This window comes from Paenarthrobacter nitroguajacolicus (assembly GCF_051027655.1).
GTDB classification, from domain to species: Bacteria; Actinomycetota; Actinomycetes; order Actinomycetales; family Micrococcaceae; genus Arthrobacter; species Arthrobacter nitroguajacolicus.
Genome location: NZ_CP073234.1, coordinates 4,132,038 through 4,158,921, shown reverse-complemented (window position 1 = coordinate 4,158,921; position 26,884 = coordinate 4,132,038). Strand labels below are relative to the sequence as shown.

Below are 26,884 nucleotides of genomic sequence, written 5' to 3'. Positions count from 1 at the left end.
GATCATTCCCGACCCATGCTGTTTTCGAAACTATGCGACCGCCGTATGTGGAAAATCCGGACCGTCATCAGTCCCGCCCAAATGTGACGCCCCGGGAGCATAATTGACGCAGTACGACCCCCTGTAACTTCGCATGAAATCAGGTCGCGGTGAACGGACAGAGCAGTTCTACACTCAAGCCCATGCTGCATTTTGGATGGTTCGTGGGACACGGTTTTGGTGTCCAAGGCTGGGGGACGCCCGGGTACAGCCTGGGTTACGACTGGAAGAAACCCGCCCTGTACCAGGAGGCTGTCCGGGCCTTTGAACAATCCGGGTTGGACCTGTTCATCATCGAGGATTCCCTCACCGTCCCGGACACTTACGGCGGCACGGCCGAGGTCTCCCTGGCGCACGCGTCGTTTGCTCCGAAGCATGATCCGCTGGCGCTGGTCCCGTACCTTCTCTCAGCCACGGAGCATTTGGGGATCGTCCCGACGGTCAGCGCGTCCTTCTACCCGCCCTTCACTGCCGCCCGGCTCCTGGCCACGCTGCAACACTTCTCAGAAGGGCAGCTCGGCTGGAACGTAGTCACGTCCGGCAGCGACCTCGCCGCCCAGAACTACGGGCTGGACCAGCAGATCGAACACGACCTCCGGTACGAGAAAGCGGAGGAATTCGTCGACGTCGTCAGGCGGCTCTGGCGGAGTTGGGAACCTGGCGCTGTGCTTGAGGACGTTGAGGCAGGGGTGTTCGCGGACCACAGCAAAGTGCACCCTATCAACCATGAGGGCGACTTTTTCAAGGTCAGGGGTCCGCTGAACACTGCGCCTTTGCCGGAAGAACCCGTCCTGGTGCAAGCTGGTGCGTCGCCGCGGGGTAAGGCCTTCGCAGGTGGGCATGCCGACGTGGCCATTGCCTTGGCACGCGGTGCTGACGGGATGAAGTCCTACCGGGATTCCATCCGCGCGGAAGCTGCAAAAGCAGGCCGCAATCCCGACGACGTCAAGGTTCTTTTCGTCCTGAAGCCCACCATTGTTGGTTCCACGGCAGAGGCAGAGGAGTTGCGGGCACAGAGGCGTGAACTCACCCAACGCGACATCGACAGCCAACTCAACTCCATCTCCTACCTTTCAGTGATCGACTTCAAACAGTTCGACCTCGACGCTCCGCTGCCCGAATTGAGCACCAACAGCAACCAAGGGACGCTGGAGCATTTCGCCAAGGCGGCCCCTCCGGGCTCCACACTGAGACAGATCCTGCAGGCCCGCAGCGGAGGAGCGGGTGATTCGATCATTGGTACGGTTGGCGAAATCGCCGACTACTTGGAGTCGACAGGGTCTGAAGTGGGTGGCGACGGTTTCCTCTTCTCCGGCTTCGTGGACCCTGTGACCGTGCACGGTGTACTGGACAAACTCACCCCTGAACTGCGGCGCCGTGGCCTGTTGAGGAAGAGCTACGGCAACGGTGGTTTCCGGCAAAATCTCTTGGACTTCTGATGGTGTCGGCTGAACCGCGAACCTTCCTGATCGGTGCGGCTCCGGTGCTGGCATCGGACGTGGCGCTGGCCGCCGAAGATCCCTCGTTTGACGTGGAACTCAACCAGGAAGCGTTGACTTTGATGCGTAAGTCGAGGGAACTAGTGGAGCTCACCGCGACCTCCGGAAAGCGTGTGTACGGTCTCAACACACTGCTAGGGTCAGGCCGGGATACGGCGGTGGAGGAGAAGTCGCTCCTGGCGTACCAGGTGCAGGTGGTCAGGTATCACAACAGCGGTGTGGGCACGTATCTTGACCGGGCTGCTGCCCGTGCCGTAATCCTTGCCAGGCTTATCGGTTTCAGCCGCGGTGGTTCCGGCGTGCGACCCGAAACAGCAGTCTTCTACGCCGAATTGCTCAACCGCGGAGTCTTCCCCGCCATCCCCCGGGAAGGCTCAGTGGGCTCGTCAGACCTGACCCAACTTGCCGCCGTCGCCGCTGTTGCTTTGGGCGAGGGCGAAGCGTTCGACGCGGATGGCATGCTGATCCCCGGCGCCAAAGCGCTCGCCGACGCCGGTCTCCAGCCACTTGTTCTCGCGCCGGGCGAGGCCCTGGCCCTGGTCAGTGCCAATGCGTACTCGGTGGGTGTAGGAACTCTCGCCTTGGTGCGGTTGCGGCACCTGGCCGAACTGGCCGACGTCGCACTTTCCCTCTCCCTGGAGACGATCGCAAGGTACGACGGCGGCGGGAACCTCAGCCCGTTCTCGCTGGCAATCCAGGCGGCCAAGGCGGTGGACGGGCAGCGGGAGTCGGCTGCCGCTGTTCGCCGCCTTCTGAGCGGTGGGTGGCTGGAGGATGTTCGTCCCGAAGTTTCGGTGCAGGATGCGTTATCGTTCCGGGCCGCGCCCCAGACGCACGGGGCATTTCGATCCCTGGTGAAGCAGCTCGGTACTGCGTTGGAAGTGGAGCTAAACGGCCGCGGCGATAATCCCCTGGTCGATCTCGACTCCGGGCAGATGATGTCCGGCGGGAACTTCCAACCGATGCAACTGGCTCTCGCCTTCGAGGGCCTGCGGCTGGCTTTGGCCCACGTTGGGATTTCCAGTGAACGTCGCATCGCCAAGTTGTACCCACCACAACGGGCTATCCGGGCCCGCCACCTGCAGGCGGCATCCTCCGGGGAAGGTCTGGCCCAAGAAGAACTTCCCGGGCTGCTCTGGTACTCGGCCGCTGGACTGTTGGCCGAACTCAAGTTCCTCGCCGCACCGGCGACGCTCGGGGCGCCGACGCTTTCTGCCGACGTCGAGGACCATTCGACGCTTGCCCCGCTTGCCCTGCAGCAGCTCGAAAAGTCGTTGGAGGCTGCCGAAAAGCTCTTGGTTATCGAGGCGTTGACGGCGTCGTACCTGCTGCTTGAAGCGGGAGCCGCGCAGCCGCTCGGAAAGGGGACGGGCGCCGTCGTGGGAAGACTGGCCGATGTGCTTGCCGACCGGCCGTCGGCTCCTGACCTGGTGGCGCGTGCGCGTGTGGAGTTGCGGGATGCCGTAACCAGGGAATTTTTGGAGACAGGGGAGGAACCGTGGTGAGTACAGCGATCCGCAAACAGGGTGTGCACGCGGCTGTCCCGATTCCGGACGGGCTGGACGCCTCAGTCCTGGACAAAGTGGGCAACACCCCGCTGGTGAAGCTGGAATCACTGGGTCACGGTCTGGGCAGCACCATCCACATCAAGCTCGAGTCCGAAAACCCTGGTGGCTCCATCAAGGACCGCACCGCACTAAGTATGGTTCGGGCGGCGGAAAGGTCTGGTGAGCTGCAACCGGGCGCCACGATTGTGGAAAGTACGTCGGGCAACACCGGGATCGGACTCGCCCTCATCGGACACCTGACCGGACACCCGGTGGTGGTGGTTACGGGCGACACGATCTCCGAGGAGAAGCTTGCCGCGCTGCACAACTACGGCGCCCGAGTGATCCTCACGGACTGGAATGCGCCGTCGGAATCGCCGGAGAACGCCCGCGCCGTGGCAGCGCGGATTACCGCCGAGACGCCCGGCGCGTGGCGGCCCATGCAGTTCGACAACCCTGCCAATCCGGCCGCGCACTATGAAACCACCGGGCCCGAGATCTGGGAACAGACAGGTGGACTGGTGACCCACTTCGTAGCGGGGATAGGCACCGGCGGGACCATCAGCGGGAACGGCCGGTTTTTGAAGGAACGAGTGACTGCCTCAGGACCCGGCGGGCACGTGGAAGTTGTTGGTGCCGACCCCTACGGCTCCGCCTACAGCGGCGGCCATCCCGGCGAGATCCTGGTGGACGGCGTGGGCAACTCCTGGCCCGAAGCTGAATGGCCCAAGGCTTTCGACCGCGCCGTCGTGGACCGTTTCCTGAGGATCCCCAACGACGAGGTTTACACCACCGTCCACAGGCTTCTGGATGAAGAAGGACTCGCGCTGGGTCCGTCTTCCGGGCTCGCTGTTGCCGCGGCTGTGCGGGTGGCTCGAGCAGCACCTCACGGTTCGGTGGTGGTGGCCATAGCGCCCGACGCCGGCACGAACTACCTGAGCAAGGCCTTCAACCCGGTGTGGCTGGCGGAGCACGGCATACGTCTCGCTGCCGACACCCCCGGCGCCCGCGAGTAAGCCCTCTCTCACATCCCTCGGGTTTGGGGTGGGCGCTCTCTCACGTCCCTCGGGTTTGGGGCGGATGCTCTCTCACATCCCTCGGGTTTGGCATAGGGGCTGCTAGCATCTGAAACCCTGGTCGGCACCGGCCGGGCCGTAATTGGGGGGCTTTCTTTGTTTTCAGCTTTTGGCATTCTCTACGTCTTGGTGACAGTGGGCGTTGCAGCTTTGGTGATCTATGCCCTGGTGCTGGCGATCATCTTCCTTCGCCTCCGCATTCAGGAGCTGAAGCGGGGACAGGAACCCCCGTTGCGTTAGGCTCCAACCATGCCTGAACAGGAAACAAAACCACGTCTGGCCGGCTATCTGGACAAGCAGCAGCCGGATCTTTACGCGACCCTAAGCCACTATTCCCAGCAGCTCGTGGACGAAGCTGACCGGCTTGGCATCCCGCGCCGCACCCTTGAGCTCATCAACTACTTGTGCTCGCAGATCAACGGCTGCGCCTTTTGCCTGGACCTTCATCACCGGCGCGCCCTCAAATACGGCGAGACGGAACAGCGGCTGTCGCTCGTTGCCGTTTACAAGGAAGTTCAGCTGTTTGAACCCGCTGAGGTGGTGGCGATGGAGATGGCTGAGCAGATCACCCGTATGAGCTCGTCGAGGCCCAGCCCCGAGCTTTTTGAACAGGCACGTCAGCACTACAGTGACGAGCAGATCAGCGTCCTCTGCATGGCGGCAATAGGGATCAACGCCTTCAACCGTCTGTCCATCTTGAGCGAGCACCCGGTACGCGCAGCCAAGAAATAGATGCCATCGCTAGCCGAGTGTGCTGCCACCACCTACTTTGGCCTCCGACAGGGCTATGACACACCCATTGGCGGGCGTGTCGGAGCCATCCAGGATTCAATGTGGGTGGTGGCGGCACGAGGTATGGGTCGTGACCCTGGTGAAACGAGATCAGCCCCTGGGCAACGGCGAAGGGTTGCCCAGGGGCAGATTGACTTCCAAATATGGTCAGCACCGCGAAGGTCCGCGCGGGCAGGCAAGGCGGGGGCCGCCGTCGTAAGTTCTTAGAGGATCCAACCAGGGCGTGCTGCCACCACCTACTTTGGCGTCCAACAGGGCCGTGACACACCCCTTGGCGGGCGTGTCGGAGCCAATCAGGATTCAATGTGGGTGGTGAAGGTACCACCCAAGGAGAGCCGTGACCCTGGTGAAACGAGATCAGCCCCCTGGGCAACCGGGAAGGGTTGCCAAGGGGGCTGATTGACTTCCAAAGAAGGTCAGGAAGCCACGGACCACAAAGTCCTAAACGTCCACAGTCTTCTTGAGCGACCGGCGTCGTCCGTATTTGAAGTAGAAGATGGCGTAGCAGGCACCCACGAAGGGAACGCCGAACAGGAGTGCAGCTACCTGGTTGGGGTCGAACGCGATGCCGATCAGCGATACCAGGCAGAGCGCGAACGCGAGGATCGGTACCAACGGAAACAACGGAGCCTTGTACGGAAGCGTGCTGAGGTCTCCACCGTTCTTGATGAACGTCCGGCGGTAGATGAAGTGTGAAGCGACGATGGACATCCAAACGCCAACGGTCGCGAAACCGGCCACGGAAACGAGCACCAAGTAGACGGTGGCCGGGGCAACAACGCTGCTGATCAGCGAAGCCAGGCCACCCAGCATACTGACGCAGAGGGCCACCATGGGGATCCCGCGCTTGGTCAGTTTACGGAAAGCCTTGGGGGCGTGGCCTTCGTCGGCCAGCGAGAAAAGCATGCGTGCACAGGAGAAAAGCCCGCAGTTGCCGGCGGAAAGCAGTGCCGTGATGATCACGAAGTTCATGATGTCCGCGGCGTATGGGATGCCGAGCATGGAGAAGACGGTGACAAACGGGCTCTCGTCCACGCTGACTTGTTCGTAGGGAATGGTGGCGGCGATGACCACGATCGCACCAACAAAGAAAATCATGAGTCGTATGACGGTGGTCCGCATTGCCTTGGGGATGTTCGCCCCGGGGTTTGCGGTTTCTCCAGCGGCAACGCCGATCAGCTCGGAGCCCGAGAAAGCGTAGAAGACCGCCAGGCACGTGACGAAGACGCCGGTGAATCCGTTCGGGAAGAGGCCGTCCGGCGTGCTGAAGTTCTCGCCAAAGGACGGGTACTCGCCAGCGGCCAGAGGGTGGAAGCCAGCCAATGCGGCGCCGCCCAGAATGATCAGGCCGACGACGGCGGCAACCTTGATCAGCGCGAACCAGAACTCCGATTCACCAAAGACGCGCGATGAAATGGCATTGAGGGTGAACAGGACCGTGGCGAAGACGAAGCACCAGATCCAGACGTCGACGCCCGGGAACCAGCGTTGCATGAGTAAGCCCGCTGCGGTGAACTCGGAACCTAGAGCCACAGCCCAGCAGAGCCAGTACAACCAGGCCGTGGCAAAGCCAGTAGCCGGGCCGATGGTGCGGGCGGCATAAATGTGGAAGGCACCTGAGACGGGGAACGCAACAGCGAGCTCCCCGAGGCATGCCATCACCAGGTAGACCACCACGGCGCCAATGAGGAAGGCAATCACGGCGCCCAAGGGGCCGGCGGTGGAGATGGTGTATCCGGAACTAACGAACAGGCCAGAGCCGATGACGCCACCCATGGCGATCATCACCAGGTGCCGGGCCTCCATGGACCGGCGAAGTCCTGTCTGTGAGGCGCCAGTCTGGGGCTGTGCCTCGGTTGCCGATGCTTCGGCTTCTGTGGGGGAGCTGAGTCCCATATTCCCTCCGGGAAGTTAGCCAGCAAAGTCTGAAGTAGTTGTACTAGCGGGACGTGATCCAACTAACACGAGAACAAGATTCATCACATGACGAATGATCATTTCAAGGAGGATAAGAAACGTGATTGAACACAATGGGCGCTCATGGTCGAGCCCAAGAGTTTCTAATCATTGAGTCATGCGAGCAATTACTCTACTTGTGACCTGCTAGGTTCTAGCGGGGCTTCATCAGCGAAAAGCCTTGGAAGCCCAGCGATTTACTCGATGCCTGCGAACAGCTCATTGAGTTCGGCTGTGAGCTGCTTCCGAACAGACGGTGTGCCGATTTCCTTGCCGTTGATGTGGTTCACAGGGGCGATTAAACGGATGCTGGAGATAAGCCATACGGCGTCGGCATCAAACAGGTCCTGCGGCACAAGCGGCCCATAACCCAGCTCCCAGCCGGCAGCTTTTGCCGCTGCGAACAGTGCACCCTGAGAGGTGCCGGGCAGGATTCCGCTGTCATGCTGCGGCGTGATGAGGCGGCGTATGGTCTTCACGGAACCTTCGCCGTCGTCGACTGTTTCAAGGTGAGCCAGCAAAACAGTGGAGGTTGGGCCCTCCAGCACGCGGCCATCCGTGGAGGTGAAGATGGCATCATCTGCGCCCTGCTTGTGCGCAAAGCGCAGCGCAGCCATGTTTACTGCATAAGAGAGCGTCTTGGCACCCAGCAACAGCCACGGCGCCCGTTCGCCGGCTTCGGTGTCGAAGCCGCGGTCCAAAAGTACGACGTCGATGCCCGTCTCGCGTTGTCGGCGACTGCCCGCCGGTGAGGGCGAAGCCTGCACCCAACATGTGGGGCTGGCTGCACCTTCGACACCGCGGGTCACGATCAGCTTGACCACAACCTCGTCCTCCTCCGGCGTGGGAGCCGGGTGGACATCGCGGAACTCGTTGATGGCGGTATCGATCGCCTTGCGCCAGGCATCCTGCTCCGGAAGTACCAGGTCCAAGGCTGCGGCGGAACTGCTCAGCCGGTTCAGGTGGGCTTGGACCTTGCGGGGTCGTCCCTGAACAGCGAGGAGTGATTCGAACACTCCGTCGCCGCGGGTCGCGCCAAGGTCGGTAGCCATGAGCTGCGGCTGGCTTGAATCGGCAATGCGTCCGTTTTCGAAGGCGGGGTCCAGGAAAACCAGGACCGTGGGAGCAGGTGAAGTCATGGTCCCAGCTTAGTGCGGGGCCGTGGCGCACGACTTTGCCGGATAGGCTGTGGTCACTGTTGTTCTTGGACCGTGGGGGTTTGCAGGTGCTCTTTCCTTTTCCGTTTGGCCAGGAGTGGACCTGGTTGTTAGGCGCGTGGGCCATCGCGGAAGTGATCATGCGCATCGTCCTTTTGGGCATCATTCCCGGTAATCGGCGTCCCACCACGGCCATGGCCTGGCTTTTGGCTGTGTTCCTCATCCCATCCGTAGGGTTCGTCCTCTTCCTCCTTTTTGGCAATTTCAAACTGTCCAAGCGCCGGCGTGAGCAGCAGGAAGAAGTGAATCGGCGCGTGCGTGCCGTCACTTCCGACCTTGCAGATCCAGTGAGTGTCTATTCAGGCCCGGAATGGGTGAAGTCGGCGGGTGAGCTGAACCACCGTCTTGGTTCGCTGCCCATGGTGGACGGCAACAAGGTTGAACTGATTCCCGGTTACGAGGAGTCGATCAAAGCCATGGCCGAGGCGGTTCGGAGCGCGAAGGACTACGTCAACGCGGAGTTCTACATCATGAGCAGCGATTTCGTTACCGATGAGCTTCTGACTGAGCTGGAGAAGGCGACCGAGCGCGGTGTCACGGTGAGGCTCCTTTTCGACCACATTGGAACGCTTCGGGTAAAGGGATACCGCCGCCTGATCCGAAGACTGAAGGCAAGCAAGATCCAGTGGAAGCGGATGCTCCCGCTTTTGCCCATTCACGGTCAGTGGCGGCGCCCGGACCTGAGGAACCACCGCAAGATCATGGTGATCGACGGACTGGTCGCTTTCACCGGCTCTCAGAACTTGATTGAGCCTTCCTACAACAACCCAAAGCACCACAAGGTGGGGCGCAAATGGGTTGAGCTTATGTCCCGGCTTGAGGGACCGATCGTCGCTACCTTGAATGTCGTCTTCGCGACGGACTGGCTCAGCGAAACCGACGAGTCCCTGGAAGACCAACTGCGGCTGCCAACACAGCCTCCGCCTGGTCGCGTCACAGCCCAGGTAGTGCCGAGTGGCCCAGGTTTCGCCACTGAAAACAACCTCCGCCTGTTCAACACACTGATCTATTCGGCGCAGCACACGATCTCCATCTGCAGCCCCTACTTTGTCCCTGACGATTCCCTGCTGTATGCGATTACCACAGCAGCGCAGCGAGGTGTCGCCGTGGAGCTTTTCGTGTCAGAGAAGGGGGACCAGTTCCTGGTTCACCACGCCCAGCGTTCCTACTACGAAGCCCTCTTGGATGCAGGGGTTCGCATCTATTTGTACCGGGCGCCGTATGTCCTCCACGCCAAGCACTTCACCATCGACGACGAAGTGGCCGTTCTTGGTTCCAGCAACATGGACATGCGCTCCTTCTCCCTGAACATGGAGGTCTCGGTGATGCTCCTCGGCGCCGAAACCGTGAACCTCATGCGGGCCGTGGAGTCCACGTATCGCGAGGTGTCCCGTGAGCTTATGTTGGAAGACTGGATGGATAGACCCCCGCTGGCGAAGTATGTGGATAACGTAGCCAGATTGACTGCGACGCTCCAGTAGCCCTCAACTGTGGACTAGCGGCTCAGCCCGGGAATTCAGCGCCAAGCGTGGACAGCACGCCGAATGCCTTAGTCCGGATTTCCTCGTACTCATCGTCCGCAACGGAATCCGCGGTGATAGCTCCACCCACGCCGAGTGACAGGGTTCGCCCGCCAGCGCCATCGGGATTGACCACCAGAGTGCGGATCACCACGGCAAGGTCCGTGGCCGCGTTCAAGGAGAAGTAGCCGATGGCGCCGGAGTAGATGCCCCGAGGCCCGGATTCGAGTTGGTCGAGGATGTCCATGGTGCTGATCTTCGGCGCACCTGTCATGGACCCGGCCGGGAAGGCTGCCGCCAAAGCTTCCGCCCGCGGAGCCCCCGGACGAAGGTGCGCGTCTATGGTGCTCACCATTTGGTGGACCGTTGCGTAGCTCTCGATCGCGCACAGCCGGCTGACGGTCACCGAACCCGGGATGGCGAAATGGCTGAGGTCGTTGCGCAGCAGGTCCACGATCATGATGTTCTCCGCACGGTCCTTCAGCGACGTCTCAAGATCGCGCCGCAAAGCAGCGTCCTCGGAGGGGTCGGAGGACCGGCCGCGTGTCCCCTTGATCGGCTCCGCACGCATGCCGCCGTCGGACAATATGCGGAGGAATCGCTCGGGCGAGGTACTCGCGACCACCAGTTCGCCGAACCGAAGGTAACTGGCGAACGGTGCCGGGTTTCGGCGTCGAAGGCTGAGGTAACCCGCCCAAGGATCCAAGTCGCCAGCGGGGGCTTCCAACGTAGTGGTCAGGCAGATCTCGTAGGAGTTTCCTTCGCTGATTTCGTGCTGGGAGTCAGCGATCTTGCGCTTGTAGTCCGTGGCAGAGTCGCGGCTGACGAATTCGGGAACCGTGCCGGATGACACAGAGACGGCGACGTCAAGAGCGGCGACGGCAGCCTCCACGGCGGCGCGGGCCTCCCGGAACCATTCCTCGGCGTCGGGAGCGTCCAAGGCAAGCAGCCAGACAGTTTGTTCGCGATGGTCCAGCACCACAGCCCGACCGGCAAAGAGCAGGGCCGCGTCCGGGGTGTCGGAGGGAACGTCATTGCCGCCGGTTTCGCGCTTGAGTTCGTAGCCGAGGTAGCCGAGCCAGCCAAGAGTGAACTGGCCGTCGTAACCGCGGGGTGCGCGGACGGCGCGGCGGCCCCAGACAGAATCGAGCCAGCGGAAGAACGGCCCGGAGGTGCTCACGGTGGCGGAACCGGCGGTCACTTGGGTAGTCCCGGACCGGTGCAGCACCGACTGGCCGAAGGTGCCGCCGTCGTCAGCCAAGATGCTGAAGCGGCTGCGCGCGGCCGCTTGGGAACGGCCGGCGACCGCGGAGGCATTGGAAGAATCCAACCACACCGCGTTTTTGGACTTGCCGTACAGGGAAGCGAAGAGAAGCGCTGCGTCGGGCGTCGCCTCGAGGCGCTCGGAGCGCAATTGCAGTCCTCGGCGGGCGCTGAGTTCCGGCGACAAGATGGCAGCAACCGGAGGCAGGTACATGAGGGCACGCAGTACATCATCCGGTGCGCTGCCGTCCGCAAGGTTCTGCACGCGGACGTCGGCGGCGCCGATCACCGCATCGGCTGAAAGCCACTCGTCCTCTTGGGCTGCCCAGCTGTCCCAGTAAGGTTCGTAGGTGCTTCCGTCGCGGGTCAAAGCCCGACGACGGCGATCGTCACCTGGGGATTCCACCCACACCACGGCATCCAGCATAGGACGGGCTGCATCCGCTGCCGCTCCTACGCCTTCCACAATGACTATCTCGGCGGGCAGCGTGACGTTCAGGCCGCCGTCGTAATGCTTCTCCCAATCCCAACTGGTCCATTCCGCAGCCTGGCCCTGGCTCAGCGGCTTCAGGACCGTGCCGACGTACCGCTCGATGCCCGGCATGAGGCCGTTCCAGCCCGGGTAGATGTCCTCGAGATGGAACAGCGAAACCTTGTGGTGCTGCCGCAACCGGGCCGCCAGTTCAACGGCCAGCGTGGTTTTTCCTGCGCCGGACCTGCCGTCAACAGCGATGATCACAGGTGCAGGGGTCATGTCATAGAGGTTACCTGCTGGTGGTCCTGGCCTGCCGCGGACTGCGCGGAGCTGATAGGTGCCTTGACATACTGCACGATCCCGGGAATGGCGGCCTTGATGAGCGTCCACGTGTTATCGAAGTCCGCGTGCCCGCCGTACCAAGGGTCTTCGATGCCCAGGTCCAGGGAACTGCGGCCCGCCATGTGCGGATCGAAGCTGCGGAGCATCCGAACTTTTTCGAGTGAGGAGTGATCCGGCGCGCCTTCCTGGAGCCATCCGAAATGGTCAACGTCCAGTGCGAGGATCAGGTCACGTTCGGCGTACCATTCCCGCCGCCACTCACGGGCAACGTGGTCCTCCGACGTGAGGTGCTGTGCGGTCAGGACGCGTGCGGCACGGGGGTCTATGGGGTGTCCAACCTCGTACCCTGTAGTGCCCGCGGAGTCCACCACTACAAGCCGGCCGAGCCCTTCCGCTTCGAAGGCTTCGGTAAGCATGAGCGCTGCCATGGGCGAGCGGCAGATGTTTCCAGTGCAGACCGTGATGATGCGGTATGGGCTCGTCGTTGAGTACATGCAGCAAGCATGATTCATGGCGCCCCCTCTTGGCTAGGGGGAACTTCACAAGTGAGTCACTTTTCCTGTCAAAGCTGTCACGCGGGCGCTTCCAGCGGGTGCTTGCGCTAGGCGGGAGTGGCTTCCCGTGCTTCGGCGGCCAGCGCTGCGGCGGCCAGGTAAACGGTGCGTACGACGGCGGCGCGTCTCCTTTCGGCCCTGCCCGGATCATCCCCGGCCATGAGTCCGTCGAGCGCAGGGAGTACGGGGGCGGCGTCGCACAAACTCACGATGGTGATGAGGAGGTCCCCGGCGTCTTCCTTGGAAATGCCAGGGAGGGCGGCGATAGTGCTATTGACCTTGGAGGCGCAGTTGGCCATCCGCTTGGGCAGTCCGACAACCTCCGCGCCCCGTTCGAGCCCTTCCCAAAACAGGAGGCGTGGTGCCGTGGCATCCTTCTGGTGGTGGTCGAAGAGCCGGCCGGCGTAGTCTGCCATTGCTTCGGGGCCGCTGCCCTCGATGGGAACTTCATCCATGAGTGAGCTTAGGGCGGTGACGATTACGGCGTCGAAAAGCGCATTTTTGTTGCCGAAGTATTGGTAGATCCGCTCCTTGTTGACGCCCGCCTCTGCCGCGATGCGGTCAATGCGTGCACCGGCCAGTCCACGCGCGCAAAACTCGGACGTTGCTGCTTTGAGCAGCAGCCCTTTGGTTCGCTCTGTGTCCCACGCCATAGGGTCATATTACCAGTTTCCAACTAGATGGTTGTAATTGTGGGCGAGCGGGGTTATTGTGATCCCAAGCCAAAAGCAACCGTTTAGTTGGAGAATGCCATGACCACACAAACAACCTCCGAGATCACAACCGAGCCCACAACGCCGGCAACCCGCCCTCACATGCCATCCGTGCACGTTCGCGCGGTGATTACGTGGCTGGCCATCTTCCCGCTCGTGTCCATCGGCATGCTGCTCCTGGGACCCATCATGGACTCGTGGCACCCCGTCTTGCGGGCACTGCTGCTGACGGCCCTTGTGGTTCCCGCGGCTGTTTACGTTGTGGTTCCCAGGCTCATGGCCGGCCACGGCGCCCTGAGCCGCAGGGCCGTCGAGCGCGCGGCCCAGCGCACTGCCCGCAAGTCCGCTTAACCCAAGTAGGTCGCAATTAAGCGCGTTTTGGGGGTTCAAAACGCGCTCAATTGCGACCCAGTTGGGTGCAACGCCGGGACTAAGCGTCCCGCAGCTGCTCGACGTCGGCGATGGTCGGGTATGCGGCCTGCGTCCCTTTCTTAGTGGTAGCCAGTGCGGCTGCCACCGAGGCGAAAGACGCCGCACCGGCAAGTGATTCCCCAGCGGCCAAACGTGCAGCGACAGCACCAGTGAAGGCATCGCCGGCGCCCGTGGTGTCAACCGCAGAAACACGAGTCGGGGCAATGCGCGTGATCTGGTCTTCAGCGCCACGCGCCAACGAATCCAGGACCACGGAACCATGTGCGCCGAGAGTGACCAGAACCCGCTGCAAACCCCGGTCCGCAAACTGGCTCCGGACCGGCTCCCACGCCTCCACACCGGCCTCGGCGTCGGGTACGTCGGCTTCTGCGCCAAGGAACAGTGACGCCTCGTGGGCATTCACCAGCAGCACGTCGCTCAACCTGGCCAAACGCTCCGGCACCTCGGCGTAAGGCGAGAGGTTCAGAAGAACTGTTGCGCCGGCGTCGTGCCCTGTTTGGGCGGCGGCGATGACCGTATCGGTCCCCACCTCCAGGCAGAGGCACACCACAGCCGCGTCCTCGAAGGCGTCGGGCGTGACGTTCGACGGCCTCAGGGTGCCATTGGCGCCAGCCGAGATGATGATGCTGTTCTCGCCGCTGGCGTCCACGGAAATGACTGCGACACCGGTGGCGACGTCGGAGCGTCGGACCCGTGAAACGTCCACGCCGGCCTTGGCTGTCGATTCAAGGAGCATGGTGCCGTTGGAGTCGTCACCCACAGCGCCGATCAGGGTTACATGCCCGCCGAGCTTGCTGGCAGCCACCGCCTGGTTGGCGCTCTTGCCGCCGGGGTTCACTGCGAAACCGTTGCCGTGGACTGTCTCGCCGGGGTGGGGGAGGCGGTCGCAGTAGATGGTGAGGTCTGCGTTGAGGGAGCCGACGACGACGATTCCCGCCTTGGGTGCGCTGGTCATGCGGTCACCTTGTCGTTCTCGGTCACTTCTGCGTCCACGGGCTTCGGAATGAGCAACGACGCGGCGAAGGCAGCGAACGTGATGGCGAGGCCCACCACCACAACGGTCAGATAAGAAGCCTTGTCGTCATTGAGCGAAGACGTGGCCACCAGGACCGCAGGAAGGACAAGGAAGCTCAGGCCCGCGCCGAGGTTGAACGCGCCGGCATTCATGCCAGGCAGGAAGCCCGGGTTGCCCTGGGGCGAGAGAACCACGCCCAATCCGTTCAGCATGATGTTGACCGTACCGGCGTACATGATGCCCAGCAAGGCCGTGCCCACGATCATCATGGGCAGGTTGTTGAGGCCGAAGAACGCGATGATGGCCAGTGCCACGAGGCTGCCGACAAGGCCGATGCGCAGGACCTTGGTGTAGCCGAGGACAGGCGCCAGGCGGCCGCTGATGGGGCCGAACAGCCAGCCAAGCAGTGCATAGGGGGTCAGGATGATGAGCGACATCTCGGTGGGGCCAACGCCGAAACCGGGATCAGCTGCCTGAACATAGGCCGGGACTATGCCGTTGATGACCGCGAAGATGCCCGTCATGGTGAGGGTGGTGGTCAGCAGCGGAGCCCACGTGGAGCGCTGGCGCAGGTGCACTGTTTCCACCATGGGCTGCTTGGCGCGCTTTTCCACACTCCAGAACGCAAAGAACGCGACGGCGGCAATCACCGTGAGCACGATCGCGAGGGTCAGGGTGCCGGCGTCGAAGGCCGTGGCGAGTTTGGCGCCCTCGTTCAGTGCGGTCAGCAGGGCGCCGACGGCGATGACAATGAAAAACACGCCCAGCCAGTCCATGGTGGTGCCGGCGGCGGGCTTGCTTTCGCCTGCGAGGACGGCGATCAGGACGGTCGCTATCAAAGCGAGTGCAACCATCAACCAGAAGATGCTGCGGAAGCCGAAGTTCTCAGCGAAGTATCCGCCTACGAATGAGTCGACGCCGGCCACGCCGCCGTTGACTGCGGTGATGAGGCCCATGAGGGTGCCGTACTTGCGCGGATTGGAGACCGCGGAGCGGAGCATGATCAGGCAGAGCGGAACAGTTGGGCCGCTGACGCCCTGGATGATGCGGCCCACGAACAGCCACGTGACGTCGGGCGCCATTGCTGCGATGACCGAGCCGACAGCCATCAGGAGCATCATGCCAACGAGGATCTTCTTGCGGCCAACGATGTCGCTGAGGCGCGGGAGGAAGAGGGAGAAGAGGGCTGCGGCGGTGAAGAACCAGGTCTGGGACAGGCCGATGGTGGCTTGGTCCGTGTTGAGTTCGTTGCCCATGGTGACCAGTGCGGGGCTGAGCATGGACGCATTGAGCTGGAAGGCCACGCAGGCGGCCAGCAACGCAACCATGAGGGCGGTGACGTTGCCGCGGGTGGAATTGGATTCTGTTGTGGGGGAGGACATTATTTGGCTTCCCCTGCCAGGATTGCCTCGGCCGTGGCGTTGACTGCAGCGGTGGCGTCAGCGCCGACGTCGTGCGTTGGTTCGCCGATCCGTTCAATGGCATCGGTGACCAAATCCCAGAACTTCTTGTGATCCAGGTCCACGGCAACGGAGGTGTGGCAGTCATCCGGTGCGGGTGCGCGGAAGTCTGCAACGGTCATACCGAGGGTGAGTTTGCCCTGCAGTTCAATGTCCACAGGGACCTTGCGAGTGGTCATGACGGTGGGGTCGATCACGTAGGCCACAGCGCAGGGGTCGTGGACCGGTGGGAAATCAAAGCCCTGGGCGTCCTTATAGGTCTTCTGGAAGAAGTCCATGAGCTCCATGACGAACTTGGCCGGCTTGGTGCCAATTTTTGCGATGCGGTCCACTACCTCGTCCGTGGCCAGCGCCTGGTGCGTGAGGTCCAGGCCGACCATTACCAAGGGCCACTTTTCATTGAAGACAATGTGCGCGGCTTCGGGGTCGATGATGATGTTGAACTCCGCCACAGCGCTCCAGTTGCCCACGTGGTAACCGCCGCCCATGAGGACAACTTCCTTCACGCGCTCCACGATGCGCGGCTCCTTGCGGGCGGCCATCGCAATGTTGGTGAGGCCCGCGGTGGGGACCAGGGTGACCGTGCCCGGCTCATGTGCCATGACGGTTTCAATGATGAGGTCGACGGCGTGGCGCGGGTCCAGCTCGATAGCGGACTCGGGCTGCTCCGGGCCGTCCATGCCGGAATCGCCGTGGATGCTGGGGGCCGTTTCGATGGTGCGCACCAAGGGGCGGTCGCAGCCTGCAGCAAAGGGGACGCCCGTGATGCCGGCAATGGTGGCTACGGAAAGGGCGTTTCGGGTGACCTTTTCCAGAGTCTGGTTTCCCACCACGGTGGTCACCGCCAGCAGTTCGATGTCCGGGTTGCCGTGCGCCAGCAGCAATGCCACTGCGTCGTCATGGCCAGGGTCGCAGTCAAGAATGATTTTCTTGCGTGCCGGTGTCATGGTGTTGGGTTCCACGGTTCTCTCCACGTCATTGGGGCCTGCCTGGTAGTTGCCCGGGGCAGGGCGCTAAGCATTCAGGGGAATTCTGGCACTGCTTTGCGGGGTACGTCAAACGCTTAACGCTCGGCGTTTGCTCGCTACGTCAAGCGCTTGATGCCTTCTCGCAGGTCAGAGCGGTTTATGAACGCTACGATCGATGCATGGAATCCCTGGATCGGCGCCACGGCCGCGCGCCCCGCTCACCTCGCGTGACGGCTGCGATGGTGGCCGCCCGGGCAGGCGTTTCGACGGCGACCGTGTCACTGGTGGCGAACGGTAAAACGCAAGGGCGGGTATCCGAGGACAACATTTCCCGGGTCCGTTCTGCCATCGCCGAACTCGGCTATGTGGTGGACAGCATTGGCAGTTCCCTGGCCCGCGGTGTCAGCTCGATTGTCATCCTGGTGACGCCGGACGTTTCCAACCCCTTCTTTGCCAACGTCATCGCCGGTGTTCGGGAATCACTGGGTTCCGAATACCAGCTGCTGCTCTCCGTGACCGACGCCGGAGAATCACCGCAGGCCGATGACGTCCGCAAACTTTTGGCACTCCGCCCTGCCGGCTTGCTGGTAGGTGCCCCCAGTGCGGAGTTCCTGGAGGAACTGTCACCCGCGGGGCCGCTGGTGCTGCTGGACGCGCCGGGCCTTGAGTCCTACGCGCCTTCCGTGAATCTCGATGTCGCCCAAGGTGCCCGCGAGCTGGCCCGGCACTTGGCCGCTTCAGGACACACCCGGGCCGCTTACGTGGACGGCGTGACGGGTACAACCACCTTCCAATTGCGGCGCGAAGCCTTCCTGACAGAGGCTGCCTCCAGCGGACTTTCCGTGGCTGACGGGCACGTCATCAGCACCCCGATCGACGTCGGTGCTGCCGCCGCCGCGTTCGCCGCTGCCTGGCCGGAGTGGCAACGCGAGGGGGTCACCGCCGTCGTCTGCGGTACCGATACGCATGCCTATGGCGTGCTGCAGGAAGCCCGGGTTGAAGGTGTGCGCATCCCCGAGGAACTGGCTGTGGCAGGCTTCGATGACCTGCCCTACTCGGCCACCAGCAACCCCAGCCTCACCAGCGTCCACCTGCCCGCGACGCCCTTGGGACGCAAAGCGGGGGAGCAGCTGCGGGGGTTGATGGAAGGCCTGCCGCTGGAGGAATCGCATGTGACGCTCGAGAGCTCGCTGGTGGTGCGGGGATCTACGTCTTTTAGATAGGGGCAGCGTTTCTAGCTAGGGGTCAGGGGGCGAAGCTGGTCCTCCGTGACGGGCAGCGAAACCGTGAAGTAGATCTGGGGAGCTGTCATGTCGCCCCAGTCCTCTTTCTTCACTCGAACCACGGACGGGGTCACTTCCGCTATCCGCACGCGCAACCAACCGCCGTCGTCGAGCCATAACTCGTGAGGGTCGGCGAGGTAACTCAGCCCGAGATCGTCAAGAGTTTCCTCGGCGCTCAACCAGTCCACAACGTCGGTCCGGGGGCGGCCCAGCAAATCCACGGCAACAAACCCGTCATCGATGGGCTTCATCCAACCCACGTGCTCGCCGTCGTCCGCGCGTCGGTGTTCGATCCAGTCCGGCTCCATGCCCATGACGGTAGCACCAGGGTCGGCAGGGTTGCCTCGCAGGGGCAGGTTTGCCGACTAGTGAATGACTGCGAGCAGGATGCCCACGAGTACGAACAGGCAGCCGAAGACGCGGTTGAGTACTTTCTGGCCGCGTTGATCGTGGGTGAACCGCTGGAACGATCGCGCCGCGAAAGCGAAGAAGAACCACATCACCATGATGTCGATGACCAGCACAGTAGCTGTGAGCACGGCATATTGCTGGAGAAGCGGCTGGTCCGGCCGGATGAATTGCGGCATGAACGCCAGGAAGAACACGATGGCTTTCGGGTTCAGCAGGTTCACCCAGATGCCGCGCTGGAACATGGACAGGGCCGACTCGTTCTTTTGGCTGTCGACCTTTTCCTCGTCTAAATCCGGCTTGCGCAGGAACTGCCTGATCCCGAGGTACACCAGATACGCGGCGCCAGCATAGCGAATGACATTGAAGATGACGGGTGAGTTGGAAACCAGCACACCGACGCCCAGGGCAACGATGACGATATGGATGACCAAGGCCACCTGCTGCCCGAGGATGCCCCAGATGGAGCGCCGGAAGCCGGAATTGAGCGAGTTGCTCATGGTGAAGATGGCGCCGGCGCCGGGAGTGAAACTGATCAGGGTGCCGGCACCAACCAGGGCCAGCCAAAGTGAAAACTGCACATCTCAGCTTATGCCCGTGAGGTGGGTTCTTCTGACGCGCGCCTTCACCACCTACTTTGACGGCCTACGAGGCGGAATGCACCCGGAGTTGGTTGATTTCCCGGCCAACGTAGCTCAAAGAAGGTGGTGAAGGTACAGCCACCGCCCCGGGCCATAGGGCAAACTGGTGCCGTGAGCGGAATCCCGTGGGTACTGCACGTAGACCTCGACCAGTTCATTGCGGCTGTCGAGGTCCTCCGCCGGCCTGAGCTCGCGGGGAAACCAATCATTGTGGGTGGTCGGGGCGACCCCACGGAAAGGGCCGTGGTTTCCACGGCGTCCTACGAAGCAAGGGCCTTCGGCGTCGGCTCCGGGATGCCTCTGAGGATCGCAGCCCGTAAAGTGCCCGACGCCATCATCCTGCCGGTGGATCAAGAGGCCTACCTGGCGGCTTCGGACGTGGTGATGACCACCCTGCGCGCACAGCCGGGTGCCACGGTTCAAGTGCTGGGCTGGGACGAAGCCTTTGTTGGCATCGAGACCGAGGACCCGGAAGCCTATGCCAAGCAGATCCAAGCCGCTGTCCTGGAGCAATCCCGGCTGCACTGCAGCGTGGGCATCGGCGACACTTTGGTCCGTGCAAAGAATGCGACGGATTTTGGCAAACCTGCCGGCATCTACAGGCTGACAAAGGACAACTGGCTCGACGTCATGGGCGGAAAGCCCACCAAGGAGCTGTGGGGTGTCGGGAGCAAAGTGTCGCAAAGGCTGGCGAAACACCAGATCACCACGGTGGCTGAGCTTGCCGCGTGCGATCCCCAGGATCTCGTCCCCGAATTCGGCCCCAAGATGGGACCTTGGTACGCGCAGTTGGGACGCGGGGAAGGTTCCAGCGAGGTGGATGACACCCCGTGGGTCGCCCGCGGGCACAGCCGGGAGACCACGTATCAGCAGGATCTCACCGACCCCTCACAAATCGAGGACGCCGTGAAGGAGTTGACGTCGCAGGTCCTGGGAGACGTCGCAGCGGAGGGACGCCCGGTGATCGGGCTGACCCTGAAAGTCCGCTACGCACCGTTCTTTACCAAGACCTACGCCAGGAAGATCCCCGAGACTTTTGACAGGGATGAAGTCCTCACGCAGGCCTTGGACCTCACCGCCAAAATGGAGCCGGACCGTCCCATCCGGCTCCTCGGATTGCGCGCCGAAATGTCCATGCCCGAGGAAGCCCGAAAGGGACATACGCCGACGCGCAGCGGCTGGTAACAGCAGAACGCCCGACGGCGGCCCGGCAGCTACCAGCGCGGGTGGATCGCTTCGCGGAAGTAGCGGTCATAGATATCCCGAACGCCGTCAGCCAACCCTGCCCCGACGGATTGCATCCCACCGGCCTCGGCATTTGCGGCTGCCTGCGAAGCGGATCGTGCACCGGGAATGACCGAAGTGACACCGTCCTGGGCGATGACCCAGGCGAGGGCCGCTTGTGCGGTGCTGACGCCGTCGGGCACTAAGCCGCTGAACTCCTGGGCGGCTTTGACACCGGTTGCGAAATCGACGCCGGAGAACGTCTCGCCGACGTCGAACGAAGAACCGTCGCGGTTGTAATTGCGGTGGTCGTCCTCAGGGAACTCGGTGTCCGGCGTGTACTTCCCGGACAGCAAACCAGAGGCAAGCGGCACCCTGGCAATAATGCCAACGCCTGCTTCCTTCGCTGCGGGCAGCACCTCGTCGAGGGGCTTCAGACGGAAGGCATTGAGGATGATCTGCACGGAGGCGGTGTTCCCGCGCTTGATGGCCTCAAGGGCCTCATCCGTACGCTCGACGCTGACGCCGTAGTTGCGGATGGCGCCTTCGCTGACCAATGTGTCCAGGGCGTCGTAGATTTCGTCGCTGCTGTAGACGGACGTGGGAGGGCAGTGCAATTGGACGAGGTCCAGGGTGTCCTGCTGCAGGTTGCGCCGCGAACGGTCGGTCCACGTCCGGAAGTTCTCCAAGGTGTAGTTCCCGTGGACCTGATCCACGCGGCGGCCCATTTTGGTGGCAACAGTGAGGTCCAGGTCCGGATGTGCCCGGAGGAAGCGTCCGATGAACTGCTCGCTGCGGCCGTCTCCGTACACATCGGCCGTGTCGAAGAAGTTGACGCCGCCTTCCACCGAAGCTTCCAGGACGGCAAAGGCGTCGTCTTCGGTGACAGAACCCCAGTCGGCTCCGAGTTGCCACGTCCCCAGTCCGACAGTTGAGACGGACCGGCCGGTCTTGCCAAGTATGCGCTGTTCCATGGTTTCGACTATATGGGGTTATTGCTCGTCCATCCGCGCTACTTTTCCCATCAAGTACTTTCGTTCCGGCAGGCTTCCGGTCTTCTTGGCGGCGGAAAGGTACGCGGCGCGGGCCTCCACATAGGAGCCCGACATCTCCAGTAAATGGCCCCTGACGGCGTCCAAGCGGTGCGTCCGGCCAAGCGCGCCATCCAACCCTGCCAGCAGCTGCAGCCCGGCGGCCGGTCCATGCACCATGGCCACAGCTACCGCCCGGTTCAGCGTGACCACGGGACTGGGCGCAACGGCTTCAAGGACGGTGTACAGGGCGAGGATCTGCGGCCAGTCAGTCTCCTCATCGGTGGTGGCCTCCGCATGCACAGCGGCAATGGCTGCCTGAAGTTGATACGGCCCGGCGGCCCCGCGGCCCAGGACGGAGGACAGCAGCGCGATACCCTCTTCAATCTGCGTCTGGTTCCAGAGCCGTCGGTCCTGTTCCGCCAACGGGACGGGTGTTCCGTCTGGCAGCGCACGCGCCGCGCGCCGGGAATCGGTCAGCAGCATCAGGGCCAGCAGGCCCACGGCCTCGAGCTCACGCGGTGCGACAGCCACCAGCAGGCGCGCAACCCGGATGGCTTCAGTGGTGAGCTCCTCGCGGTGCAGCGACGGACCCGAGCTTGCGGCGTAGCCTTCGTTGAAAATCAGGTATAGGACGTGAAGTACGACGCCGAGCCTTGCCTTGCGCTCGGAAGCCGGCGGCATGCTGAACGTGGCTCCCGCTTTTTGGATCCCTTGTTTCGCGCGGCTGATGCGTTGTCCCATGGTCGCTTCGGGGACCAGGAAAGCCGAGGCGATTTCCGCCGTCGTGAGTCCTCCGACGGCCCGGAGCGTCAAGGCGAGTTGCGACGGTGCCGATAACGCCGGGTGGCAGCAGAGGAACATCAGGATGAGGGTGTCGTCGGCTTCCGGGAGGGAACTGTAGGAGAAATCAACGTTCATGCCCGCGACTCGGTCCTCACGGGCCCGGCGGGCGCTTTCGCTGCGCCACATATCCACCAGTCGGCGGGATGCGACCGCCATCAACCATGCCCTGGGATTGTCCGGCAGCCCGGAGGGCCACTGAAGGGCGGCCTCAAGGAGAGCTTCCTGGACGGCATCCTCGCAAGCGTCGAACTGTCCATGCGTCCGTGCCAGCACGCCGAGGACCTGCGGCGCCAGCGTGCGCAGCAGGTCCTCCAGTCGCGTATCCCGCGGGGAGCCCAGTTAGACCTCCGGCAGAGCTTCCTGTGGCGGAGCTTGCTGAACTGCCCGGAGCTCAACCACCTGCGCGTACTTCACGATGCTTGAACAGATCTCCACGGCACGTTCCTCGCTGGCCACGTCAACCACCCAGTAGCCCACCAGCGACTCCTTCGACTCCGCGTACGGGCCGTCCGTGGTGATGACGCCGTCGGGGGTCTGCTTGACGAGCTTCGCGGTGCTGCCATCGGCCAGGCCTGCGTTGAACACCATCTCGCCGGACTCCGTCAGGTCCTTGTCGATCTGAATCATGAATCCGATCATTTCCTGGATCCATGCTGGATCTGCGGTCTCCATCATGCCCTCGGCCGATCCGAACATCATGATCATGTATTTCATCTCAAACTCCTTATGAGGAGCGCCCTTTGTGGGTGCTTTCACTCATGGGTCGGAACTGCGGCGGGCATTTCTACATGGTTGGGCAAACTCTTTGTGAGGATTAAGCGCGGGCTATGACCTCACCATTCGGAATGAGGAAGAAACCGTCATCGGTAGCGCCCCAGCGGTGCCAGCCTGCGGCGATCCTGGCGAGATCGGCCTCATTGGCGAATCCATACTCCAGGGCCTGCTCGGCGAAGGCTGAGTGCAGCACGCGTTCGCTCCACACCCGGGATTGCCACGCGCGCTGCTGCGCGGTGGCGTAAAGCCAGTTGCTGCTGGTCGGCGCCACCTGGGTGAAACCTGCTTGCTGAGCCCACGAAACCAGGCGTCGGCCGGCGTCGGGTTCTGCTCCGTTGCGCCGGGCGATCTTCTGGTAGAGCTCCATCCAGTCGTCCAATTCGGGGACTTCGGGGTACCAGCTCATGCCGTGGAAATCGGCGTCGCGGACAGCAACAATGGCACCGGGTTTGGCCACCCGGCGCATCTCGCGGAGGGCGGCGACGGGGTCGGTCAGGTGCTGGAGTACTTGGTGGGCGTGGACGAGGTCGAAGGATTCGTCCTCGAAGTCGAGGTCGTAAATGTTGCCGGTCTGAAAGGTCACGTTGTCCACGCCGCGGTCGGTTGCCAGCTCTGTGGCTTGCGCGACGATATCCGCTGACCGGTCCAAACCGATTACCTGGGCGGGTGCAACCAGCCCCGCGAAGTCGCAGGTGATACTGCCTGGTCCGCACCCGACGTCGAGCACTGACGTTCCAGGGGTGAGATGGGGCATCACGAACGCGGCCGAATTCTCGACCGTCCGTGAGGCGTGGGCCCGGACAACCGACTCGTGGTGCCCGTGGGTATAGACATCTTCAGGCTGCTGCGCGTTCATAGGGAAACGCTACCCAACTGGGTCGCATTTGTGCGCGTTTTGGGCGGTCAAAACGCGCACAAATGCGACTCAGTTGGGTTCGGGTTGGGTGGCTTCCTCGCGCGCTGCCAAGGTGGCTTCCACCATGTCCGTCATGAACCGGGTGACAAGCTCCAGTTCCTCGGGGCTGTAAGCGGCCATGGCCTTGCCCATGCGCATAGCCAGCGGCATGAACATGGCGCTGCCATCCCGGTACGCCTTGGGCGTCATCTGCAACTGGACTTGCCGCCGGTCGGTGCCAAGACGTTCGCGTACTACGTGCCCCGAGGCATGCAGGCGATCAACCAACGCAGTGGTGGCGGGGGAACTCAGTCGGAGTTCGGCGCGGAGAACACCAGGTGTGACCACTTTCCCCGCCGCCGTGTGGCGCATGATGACGGCGAGTGCGTTCAAGTCCGTGCGGTGCATGTCGTTCCGCCCACCTGCGGCGTCCACGTAGTGGTTGGCTTCGAGGGTGAAGTCCTGGAGGAGCCGCACAAGTTCCTGGGGAGCTGCGGTCTCGGGGCGGTTCGTATCCGGGCCCGTTTCCGGGCGGCTCGCCTCAGGGCGTGGGATTGTTGAGTCCGACATGTCCGCCCTCCTGCCAGCGTCGTCTCGTATTTACTGCCTTCCGGATATTACTCCCAGCTGTAGGGGATTCCGGTATTCGCTTCTCTACGCTCTTGGAATAGTTCCATCATAGAGATAATCTATGATGGAATAAAGCCCCTGAAGCATCCCCAGAGAAGAAGGACTCATGAACTCGCAGAAAGTACCGCTCTGGCTGCGCTGGCTGGTGCCCGTGGTGCTGGTCATTACGTGGCTCGGCATCGCAGGCATTGGCGGCCCCACCTTTGGGCGACTGGAGGAGGTCTCCTCAAACGACCAGGCATCATTCCTTCCTGCCGGTGCCGAAGCCACGGAAGCTGGCGACTGGCAGGCCAAGTTCCGGGACTCCGAAGAGATTCCGGCCGTGGTCATCGTGGAGAACGACACTGCCTTCACCCCGGCTCAGCTGGGCGAAGCAGCCCAACTGAAAGCCGACATTGAGGCGCTCAAGCTGGGAAGCGCCGTCGTCGGGCCTATTCCGTCTGAAGACGGCAAAGCCGTCCAGTTTATTGTTCCCATGGCGTCTTCCGATGAGCTTCGGGAGAAAGTCCAGGAGCTGCGCAACGTCGTGCAGCCCGGCGCGCCGGACGGAATGCAGGCGTTCGTCACTGGGCCCGCCGGCCTGACCGCCGACCTCGTTAACGCGTTCGGCGGGATCGACGGCATTCTGCTGTTGGTGGCCCTTGGTGCCGTGTTCGTGATCCTGCTGCTGGTTTACCGCTCCGTGGTGCTGCCGCTGGCGGTGCTGTTCACCTCGGTCTTCGCCTTGTGTGCCGCGATTCTGCTGGTGTTCGGCATGGCCAAGCTCGGCTGGATCCAACTGAACGGCCAGAGCCAAGGCATCCTTTCAATTCTTGTGATTGGTGCGGCCACCGACTACGCGCTGCTGTATGTTGCGAGGTTCCGTGAAGCCCTGACCCACACCACTAACCGCACGCAGGCGGTCATCACGGCTTGGAAGGCATCGTTCGAACCAATTCTTGCCTCTGGTGCCACCGTGATCATCGCACTGCTCTGCCTGCTCTTCTCGGACCTGAACTCCAACAAGGCCCTGGGTCCTGTGGCGGCTGCCGGTATCCTCTGCTCCCTGTTCGCCGCGCTCACACTTCTGCCCGCGTTGATGGCTTTGCTTGGGCGGGCCGCCTTCTGGCCCTTCCGGCCCAAGCTGCTGCCCGACGACGAACGCGAACCTGAGATTGTCACCGGACTTGAGGGGCAAAAGGGTCTGTGGCGCGCCACGGGTCGGCTGGTCTCCAAGCGGCCGCGCGTCGTGTGGGTGGCTTCGGTCCTGCTGCTGCTTGCCGCTTCGACCGGCTTGATGCAATTGAAAGCTAACGGCGTTCCGCAAACGGACGTCATTCTCTCTGCTTCCGACGCCGTCGACGGCCAGGAAGCGCTGGCGCGCCACTTCGACGCCGGCAGCGGCAGCCCCGCCGTCGTGGTCGCTTCCGAAGGTGCCGCGCAGCAGGTGCTGGAGAAGGTCAAAGCGGCCGCCGGCGTGGGCGACGCGTATCTATTGGCCGACGGTAATGTCCCGATCACGGGCGCCCCCGGGACTCCTGCTGACCCGGCTGTCCGCGATGGCAGGGTTCTGATCAACGCCACGTTGAACTCGGCTGCAGATTCGATTGAAGCAGAAGAAGCGGTGAAGTCGCTGCGGGTGGCTGTTAAGGATGCCGACGCCGATGCATTGGTAGGTGGAGTCACGGCGACCGCGCTGGATACCAACACCACTGCGCAACGCGACCTGGTGGTCATCATTCCCATTGTGTTGGTGGTCATCCTCTTCATCTTGATGCTGCTGCTGCGATCCGTGGTGGCGCCGGTGCTGCTGGTGCTCTCCGTGGTGCTTTCGTACGGTGCCGCGATGGGTGTCTCAGCGTGGGTCTTCAATGGAGTCTTCGGATTCTCCGGCGCCGACGCTACCGTGCCGCTTTTCGGCTTCGTGTTCCTGGTAGCCCTTGGCGTGGATTACAACATCTTCCTGATGAGTCGTGTCCGTGAAGAGTCGTTGAAGCATGGGACACGTCCGGGAATCCTGCGGGGATTGGCTGTTACCGGCGGTGTCATTACCTCTGCCGGCGTGGTCCTGGCCGCTACGTTCGCGGCCCTTGGTGTCATCCCCATCATGTTCCTGGTCCAGCTCGCGTTTATTGTGGCGTTCGGTGTGCTGCTGGATACGGTGCTGGTCCGCTCCCTGCTGGTTCCCGCGCTTGCCTACGACATCGGCAGCAAGATCTGGTGGCCGGGGAAGCTGGCCCGTGAGTCTTCGTCGGCGCCGGTCGCTCCGCGCGAGGAGGAAGAGGCGTCGGTGGGGCGGTAATCG

At 62.7% G+C, this 26,884-nt stretch carries 25 protein-coding genes; 10 read left to right on the top strand and 15 right to left on the bottom strand.

Annotation, left to right across the window (positions count from 1 at the left end; all coding sequences use genetic code 11):
* Positions 1-149: 149 nt before the first annotated feature.
* The 5 genes from KCX59_RS19605 to KCX59_RS19585 all read left to right on the top strand — a co-directional run bounded on the left by KCX59_RS19605 (position 150) and on the right by KCX59_RS19585 (position 4,893).
* The gene (locus tag KCX59_RS19605) at positions 150-1,478 is read left to right on the top strand and encodes an NtaA/DmoA family FMN-dependent monooxygenase (protein WP_179017761.1); all 1,329 of its coding nucleotides are present in this window, start codon (positions 150-152) and stop codon (positions 1,476-1,478) included.
* Positions 1,478-3,043 carry an aromatic amino acid ammonia-lyase gene (locus KCX59_RS19600; protein ID WP_179017760.1) on the top strand — a complete coding sequence of 522 codons (1,566 nt, stop codon included), beginning with the start codon at positions 1,478-1,480 and terminating at the stop codon, positions 3,041-3,043. Before KCX59_RS19605 ends, KCX59_RS19600 begins: the two co-directional genes overlap by 1 nt.
* Positions 3,037-4,101: a PLP-dependent cysteine synthase family protein gene (locus tag KCX59_RS19595; protein ID WP_179017759.1), complete on the top strand. Its 1,065-nt coding sequence runs from the start codon at positions 3,037-3,039 to the stop codon at positions 4,099-4,101. The genes KCX59_RS19600 and KCX59_RS19595 overlap by 7 nt, the downstream gene beginning before the upstream one ends.
* Before the next feature lie 156 nt (positions 4,102-4,257).
* The gene (locus tag KCX59_RS19590) at positions 4,258-4,401 is read left to right on the top strand and encodes a hypothetical protein (RefSeq protein ID WP_166660322.1); all 144 of its coding nucleotides are present in this window, start codon (positions 4,258-4,260) and stop codon (positions 4,399-4,401) included.
* Between the two features lie 9 nt (positions 4,402-4,410).
* Positions 4,411-4,893: a carboxymuconolactone decarboxylase family protein gene (locus KCX59_RS19585; RefSeq protein WP_178995830.1), complete on the top strand. Its 483-nt coding sequence runs from the start codon at positions 4,411-4,413 to the stop codon at positions 4,891-4,893.
* Positions 4,894-5,394: 501 nt separating this feature from the next.
* Here the strand turns inward: KCX59_RS19585 and KCX59_RS19580 are convergent.
* Together KCX59_RS19580 and KCX59_RS19575 are read right to left on the bottom strand one after the other, a co-directional pair.
* Positions 5,395-6,849, bottom strand: a complete 1,455-nt coding sequence (locus KCX59_RS19580) for an amino acid permease (RefSeq protein ID WP_179017758.1) — start codon at positions 6,847-6,849, stop codon at positions 5,395-5,397.
* A 257-nt stretch (positions 6,850-7,106) separates the two neighbouring features.
* Positions 7,107-8,048, bottom strand: coding sequence for an aminodeoxychorismate lyase (locus tag KCX59_RS19575; protein WP_179017757.1), 942 nt, complete (start codon positions 8,046-8,048; stop codon positions 7,107-7,109).
* Between the two features lie 158 nt (positions 8,049-8,206).
* On the opposite strand from KCX59_RS19575, the gene cls reads away from it, so the two are divergent.
* Positions 8,207-9,607: a cardiolipin synthase gene (gene cls / locus KCX59_RS19570; protein ID WP_256871455.1), complete on the top strand. Its 1,401-nt coding sequence runs from the start codon at positions 8,207-8,209 to the stop codon at positions 9,605-9,607.
* Between the two features lie 22 nt (positions 9,608-9,629).
* Here the strand turns inward: cls and pabB are convergent, their stop codons facing one another.
* The 3 genes from pabB to KCX59_RS19555 all read right to left on the bottom strand — a co-directional run bounded on the left by pabB (position 9,630) and on the right by KCX59_RS19555 (position 12,933).
* Positions 9,630-11,663 carry an aminodeoxychorismate synthase component I gene (pabB, locus tag KCX59_RS19565; protein WP_179017755.1) on the bottom strand — a complete coding sequence of 678 codons (2,034 nt, stop codon included), beginning with the start codon at positions 11,661-11,663 and terminating at the stop codon, positions 9,630-9,632.
* Positions 11,660-12,220, bottom strand: coding sequence for a low molecular weight protein-tyrosine-phosphatase (locus tag KCX59_RS19560; protein WP_179017754.1), 561 nt, complete (start codon positions 12,218-12,220; stop codon positions 11,660-11,662). Before KCX59_RS19560 ends, pabB begins: the two co-directional genes overlap by 4 nt.
* A 107-nt stretch (positions 12,221-12,327) precedes the next feature.
* On the bottom strand, positions 12,328-12,933 hold the full coding sequence (locus KCX59_RS19555; RefSeq protein WP_178995841.1) for a TetR/AcrR family transcriptional regulator: 606 nt from the start codon (positions 12,931-12,933) through the stop codon (positions 12,328-12,330).
* 99 nt (positions 12,934-13,032) lie between these two features.
* On the opposite strand from KCX59_RS19555, the gene KCX59_RS19550 reads away from it, so the two are divergent.
* Positions 13,033-13,344: a hypothetical protein gene (locus KCX59_RS19550; RefSeq protein WP_178995843.1), complete on the top strand. Its 312-nt coding sequence runs from the start codon at positions 13,033-13,035 to the stop codon at positions 13,342-13,344.
* Between the two features lie 79 nt (positions 13,345-13,423).
* On the opposite strand, the gene KCX59_RS19545 is transcribed toward KCX59_RS19550, so the two are convergent.
* The 3 genes from KCX59_RS19545 to KCX59_RS19535 are packed head-to-tail and all read right to left on the bottom strand — an operon-like array spanning position 13,424 to position 16,847.
* Positions 13,424-14,380: a ribokinase gene (locus KCX59_RS19545; RefSeq protein WP_178995845.1), complete on the bottom strand. Its 957-nt coding sequence runs from the start codon at positions 14,378-14,380 to the stop codon at positions 13,424-13,426.
* Entirely contained in the window at positions 14,377-15,822 is a 1,446-nt protein-coding gene (locus tag KCX59_RS19540) for an MFS transporter (RefSeq protein WP_179017753.1), read from the bottom strand. Before KCX59_RS19540 ends, KCX59_RS19545 begins: the two co-directional genes overlap by 4 nt.
* The gene (locus tag KCX59_RS19535) at positions 15,822-16,847 is read right to left on the bottom strand and encodes a nucleoside hydrolase (RefSeq protein WP_179017819.1); all 1,026 of its coding nucleotides are present in this window, start codon (positions 16,845-16,847) and stop codon (positions 15,822-15,824) included. The genes KCX59_RS19540 and KCX59_RS19535 overlap by 1 nt, the downstream gene beginning before the upstream one ends.
* A 200-nt stretch (positions 16,848-17,047) precedes the next feature.
* On the opposite strand from KCX59_RS19535, the gene KCX59_RS19530 reads away from it, so the two are divergent.
* Positions 17,048-18,091 (top strand): LacI family DNA-binding transcriptional regulator, encoded by a 1,044-nt coding sequence (locus KCX59_RS19530; RefSeq protein WP_179017752.1) that lies wholly within the window; start codon positions 17,048-17,050, stop codon positions 18,089-18,091.
* Positions 18,092-18,102: 11 nt separating this feature from the next.
* Here the strand turns inward: KCX59_RS19530 and KCX59_RS19525 are convergent, their stop codons facing one another.
* Together KCX59_RS19525 and KCX59_RS19520 are read right to left on the bottom strand one after the other, a co-directional pair.
* The gene (locus KCX59_RS19525; RefSeq protein WP_179017751.1) at positions 18,103-18,459 is read right to left on the bottom strand and encodes a hypothetical protein; all 357 of its coding nucleotides are present in this window, start codon (positions 18,457-18,459) and stop codon (positions 18,103-18,105) included.
* Between the two features lie 57 nt (positions 18,460-18,516).
* Positions 18,517-19,140, bottom strand: coding sequence for a LysE family transporter (locus KCX59_RS19520; protein ID WP_091469911.1), 624 nt, complete (start codon positions 19,138-19,140; stop codon positions 18,517-18,519).
* Positions 19,141-19,311: 171 nt separating this feature from the next.
* On the opposite strand from KCX59_RS19520, the gene KCX59_RS19515 reads away from it, so the two are divergent.
* On the top strand, positions 19,312-20,385 hold the full coding sequence (locus tag KCX59_RS19515; protein WP_179017750.1) for a DNA polymerase IV: 1,074 nt from the start codon (positions 19,312-19,314) through the stop codon (positions 20,383-20,385).
* A gap of 29 nt (positions 20,386-20,414) precedes the next feature.
* Here KCX59_RS19515 and KCX59_RS19510 read toward each other — a convergent pair whose 3' ends face one another.
* From KCX59_RS19510 to KCX59_RS19490, 5 genes are all read right to left on the bottom strand, one after another.
* The gene (locus KCX59_RS19510) at positions 20,415-21,398 is read right to left on the bottom strand and encodes an aldo/keto reductase (protein ID WP_179017749.1); all 984 of its coding nucleotides are present in this window, start codon (positions 21,396-21,398) and stop codon (positions 20,415-20,417) included.
* Between the two features lie 18 nt (positions 21,399-21,416).
* A complete protein-coding gene (locus tag KCX59_RS19505; protein ID WP_434122536.1) occupies positions 21,417-22,574 on the bottom strand; it encodes an RNA polymerase sigma factor in 1,158 nt (385 codons plus the stop codon).
* A 66-nt stretch (positions 22,575-22,640) separates the two neighbouring features.
* Entirely contained in the window at positions 22,641-23,015 is a 375-nt protein-coding gene (locus KCX59_RS19500; protein WP_178995854.1) for a YciI family protein, read from the bottom strand.
* A 100-nt stretch (positions 23,016-23,115) separates the two neighbouring features.
* Positions 23,116-23,931 (bottom strand): methyltransferase domain-containing protein, encoded by an 816-nt coding sequence (locus KCX59_RS19495; RefSeq protein WP_179017748.1) that lies wholly within the window; start codon positions 23,929-23,931, stop codon positions 23,116-23,118.
* Between the two features lie 69 nt (positions 23,932-24,000).
* Positions 24,001-24,540 carry a MarR family winged helix-turn-helix transcriptional regulator gene (locus tag KCX59_RS19490; protein ID WP_179017747.1) on the bottom strand — a complete coding sequence of 180 codons (540 nt, stop codon included), beginning with the start codon at positions 24,538-24,540 and terminating at the stop codon, positions 24,001-24,003.
* A 166-nt stretch (positions 24,541-24,706) separates the two neighbouring features.
* Here KCX59_RS19490 and KCX59_RS19485 point away from each other — a divergent pair, with 166 nt between their 5' ends.
* Entirely contained in the window at positions 24,707-26,881 is a 2,175-nt protein-coding gene (locus KCX59_RS19485) for an MMPL family transporter (protein ID WP_179017746.1), read from the top strand.
* Positions 26,882-26,884: the final 3 nt, after the last annotated feature.

Coding starts and splice junctions, on each gene's coding strand:
- KCX59_RS19600 (WP_179017760.1), top strand. CDS start 1,478: ATGGTGTCGGCTGAACCGCGAACCTTCCTGATCGGTGCGGCTCCGGTG.
- KCX59_RS19585 (WP_178995830.1), top strand. CDS start 4,411: ATGCCTGAACAGGAAACAAAACCACGTCTGGCCGGCTATCTGGACAAG.
- KCX59_RS19580 (WP_179017758.1), bottom strand. CDS start 6,849: ATGGGACTCAGCTCCCCCACAGAAGCCGAAGCATCGGCAACCGAGGCA.
- KCX59_RS19575 (WP_179017757.1), bottom strand. CDS start 8,048: ATGACTTCACCTGCTCCCACGGTCCTGGTTTTCCTGGACCCCGCCTTC.
- cls (WP_256871455.1), top strand. CDS start 8,207: ATGCGCATCGTCCTTTTGGGCATCATTCCCGGTAATCGGCGTCCCACC.
- pabB (WP_179017755.1), bottom strand. CDS start 11,663: ATGACCCCTGCACCTGTGATCATCGCTGTTGACGGCAGGTCCGGCGCA.
- KCX59_RS19560 (WP_179017754.1), bottom strand. CDS start 12,220: ATGTACTCAACGACGAGCCCATACCGCATCATCACGGTCTGCACTGGA.
- KCX59_RS19555 (WP_178995841.1), bottom strand. CDS start 12,933: ATGGCGTGGGACACAGAGCGAACCAAAGGGCTGCTGCTCAAAGCAGCA.
- KCX59_RS19550 (WP_178995843.1), top strand. CDS start 13,033: ATGACCACACAAACAACCTCCGAGATCACAACCGAGCCCACAACGCCG.
- KCX59_RS19545 (WP_178995845.1), bottom strand. CDS start 14,380: ATGACCAGCGCACCCAAGGCGGGAATCGTCGTCGTCGGCTCCCTCAAC.
- KCX59_RS19540 (WP_179017753.1), bottom strand. CDS start 15,822: ATGTCCTCCCCCACAACAGAATCCAATTCCACCCGCGGCAACGTCACC.
- KCX59_RS19535 (WP_179017819.1), bottom strand. CDS start 16,847: ATGACACCGGCACGCAAGAAAATCATTCTTGACTGCGACCCTGGCCAT.
- KCX59_RS19530 (WP_179017752.1), top strand. CDS start 17,048: ATGGAATCCCTGGATCGGCGCCACGGCCGCGCGCCCCGCTCACCTCGC.
- KCX59_RS19525 (WP_179017751.1), bottom strand. CDS start 18,459: ATGGAGCCGGACTGGATCGAACACCGACGCGCGGACGACGGCGAGCAC.
- KCX59_RS19510 (WP_179017749.1), bottom strand. CDS start 21,398: ATGGAACAGCGCATACTTGGCAAGACCGGCCGGTCCGTCTCAACTGTC.
- KCX59_RS19500 (WP_178995854.1), bottom strand. CDS start 23,015: ATGAAATACATGATCATGATGTTCGGATCGGCCGAGGGCATGATGGAG.
- KCX59_RS19495 (WP_179017748.1), bottom strand. CDS start 23,931: ATGAACGCGCAGCAGCCTGAAGATGTCTATACCCACGGGCACCACGAG.
- KCX59_RS19490 (WP_179017747.1), bottom strand. CDS start 24,540: ATGTCGGACTCAACAATCCCACGCCCTGAGGCGAGCCGCCCGGAAACG.
- KCX59_RS19485 (WP_179017746.1), top strand. CDS start 24,707: ATGAACTCGCAGAAAGTACCGCTCTGGCTGCGCTGGCTGGTGCCCGTG.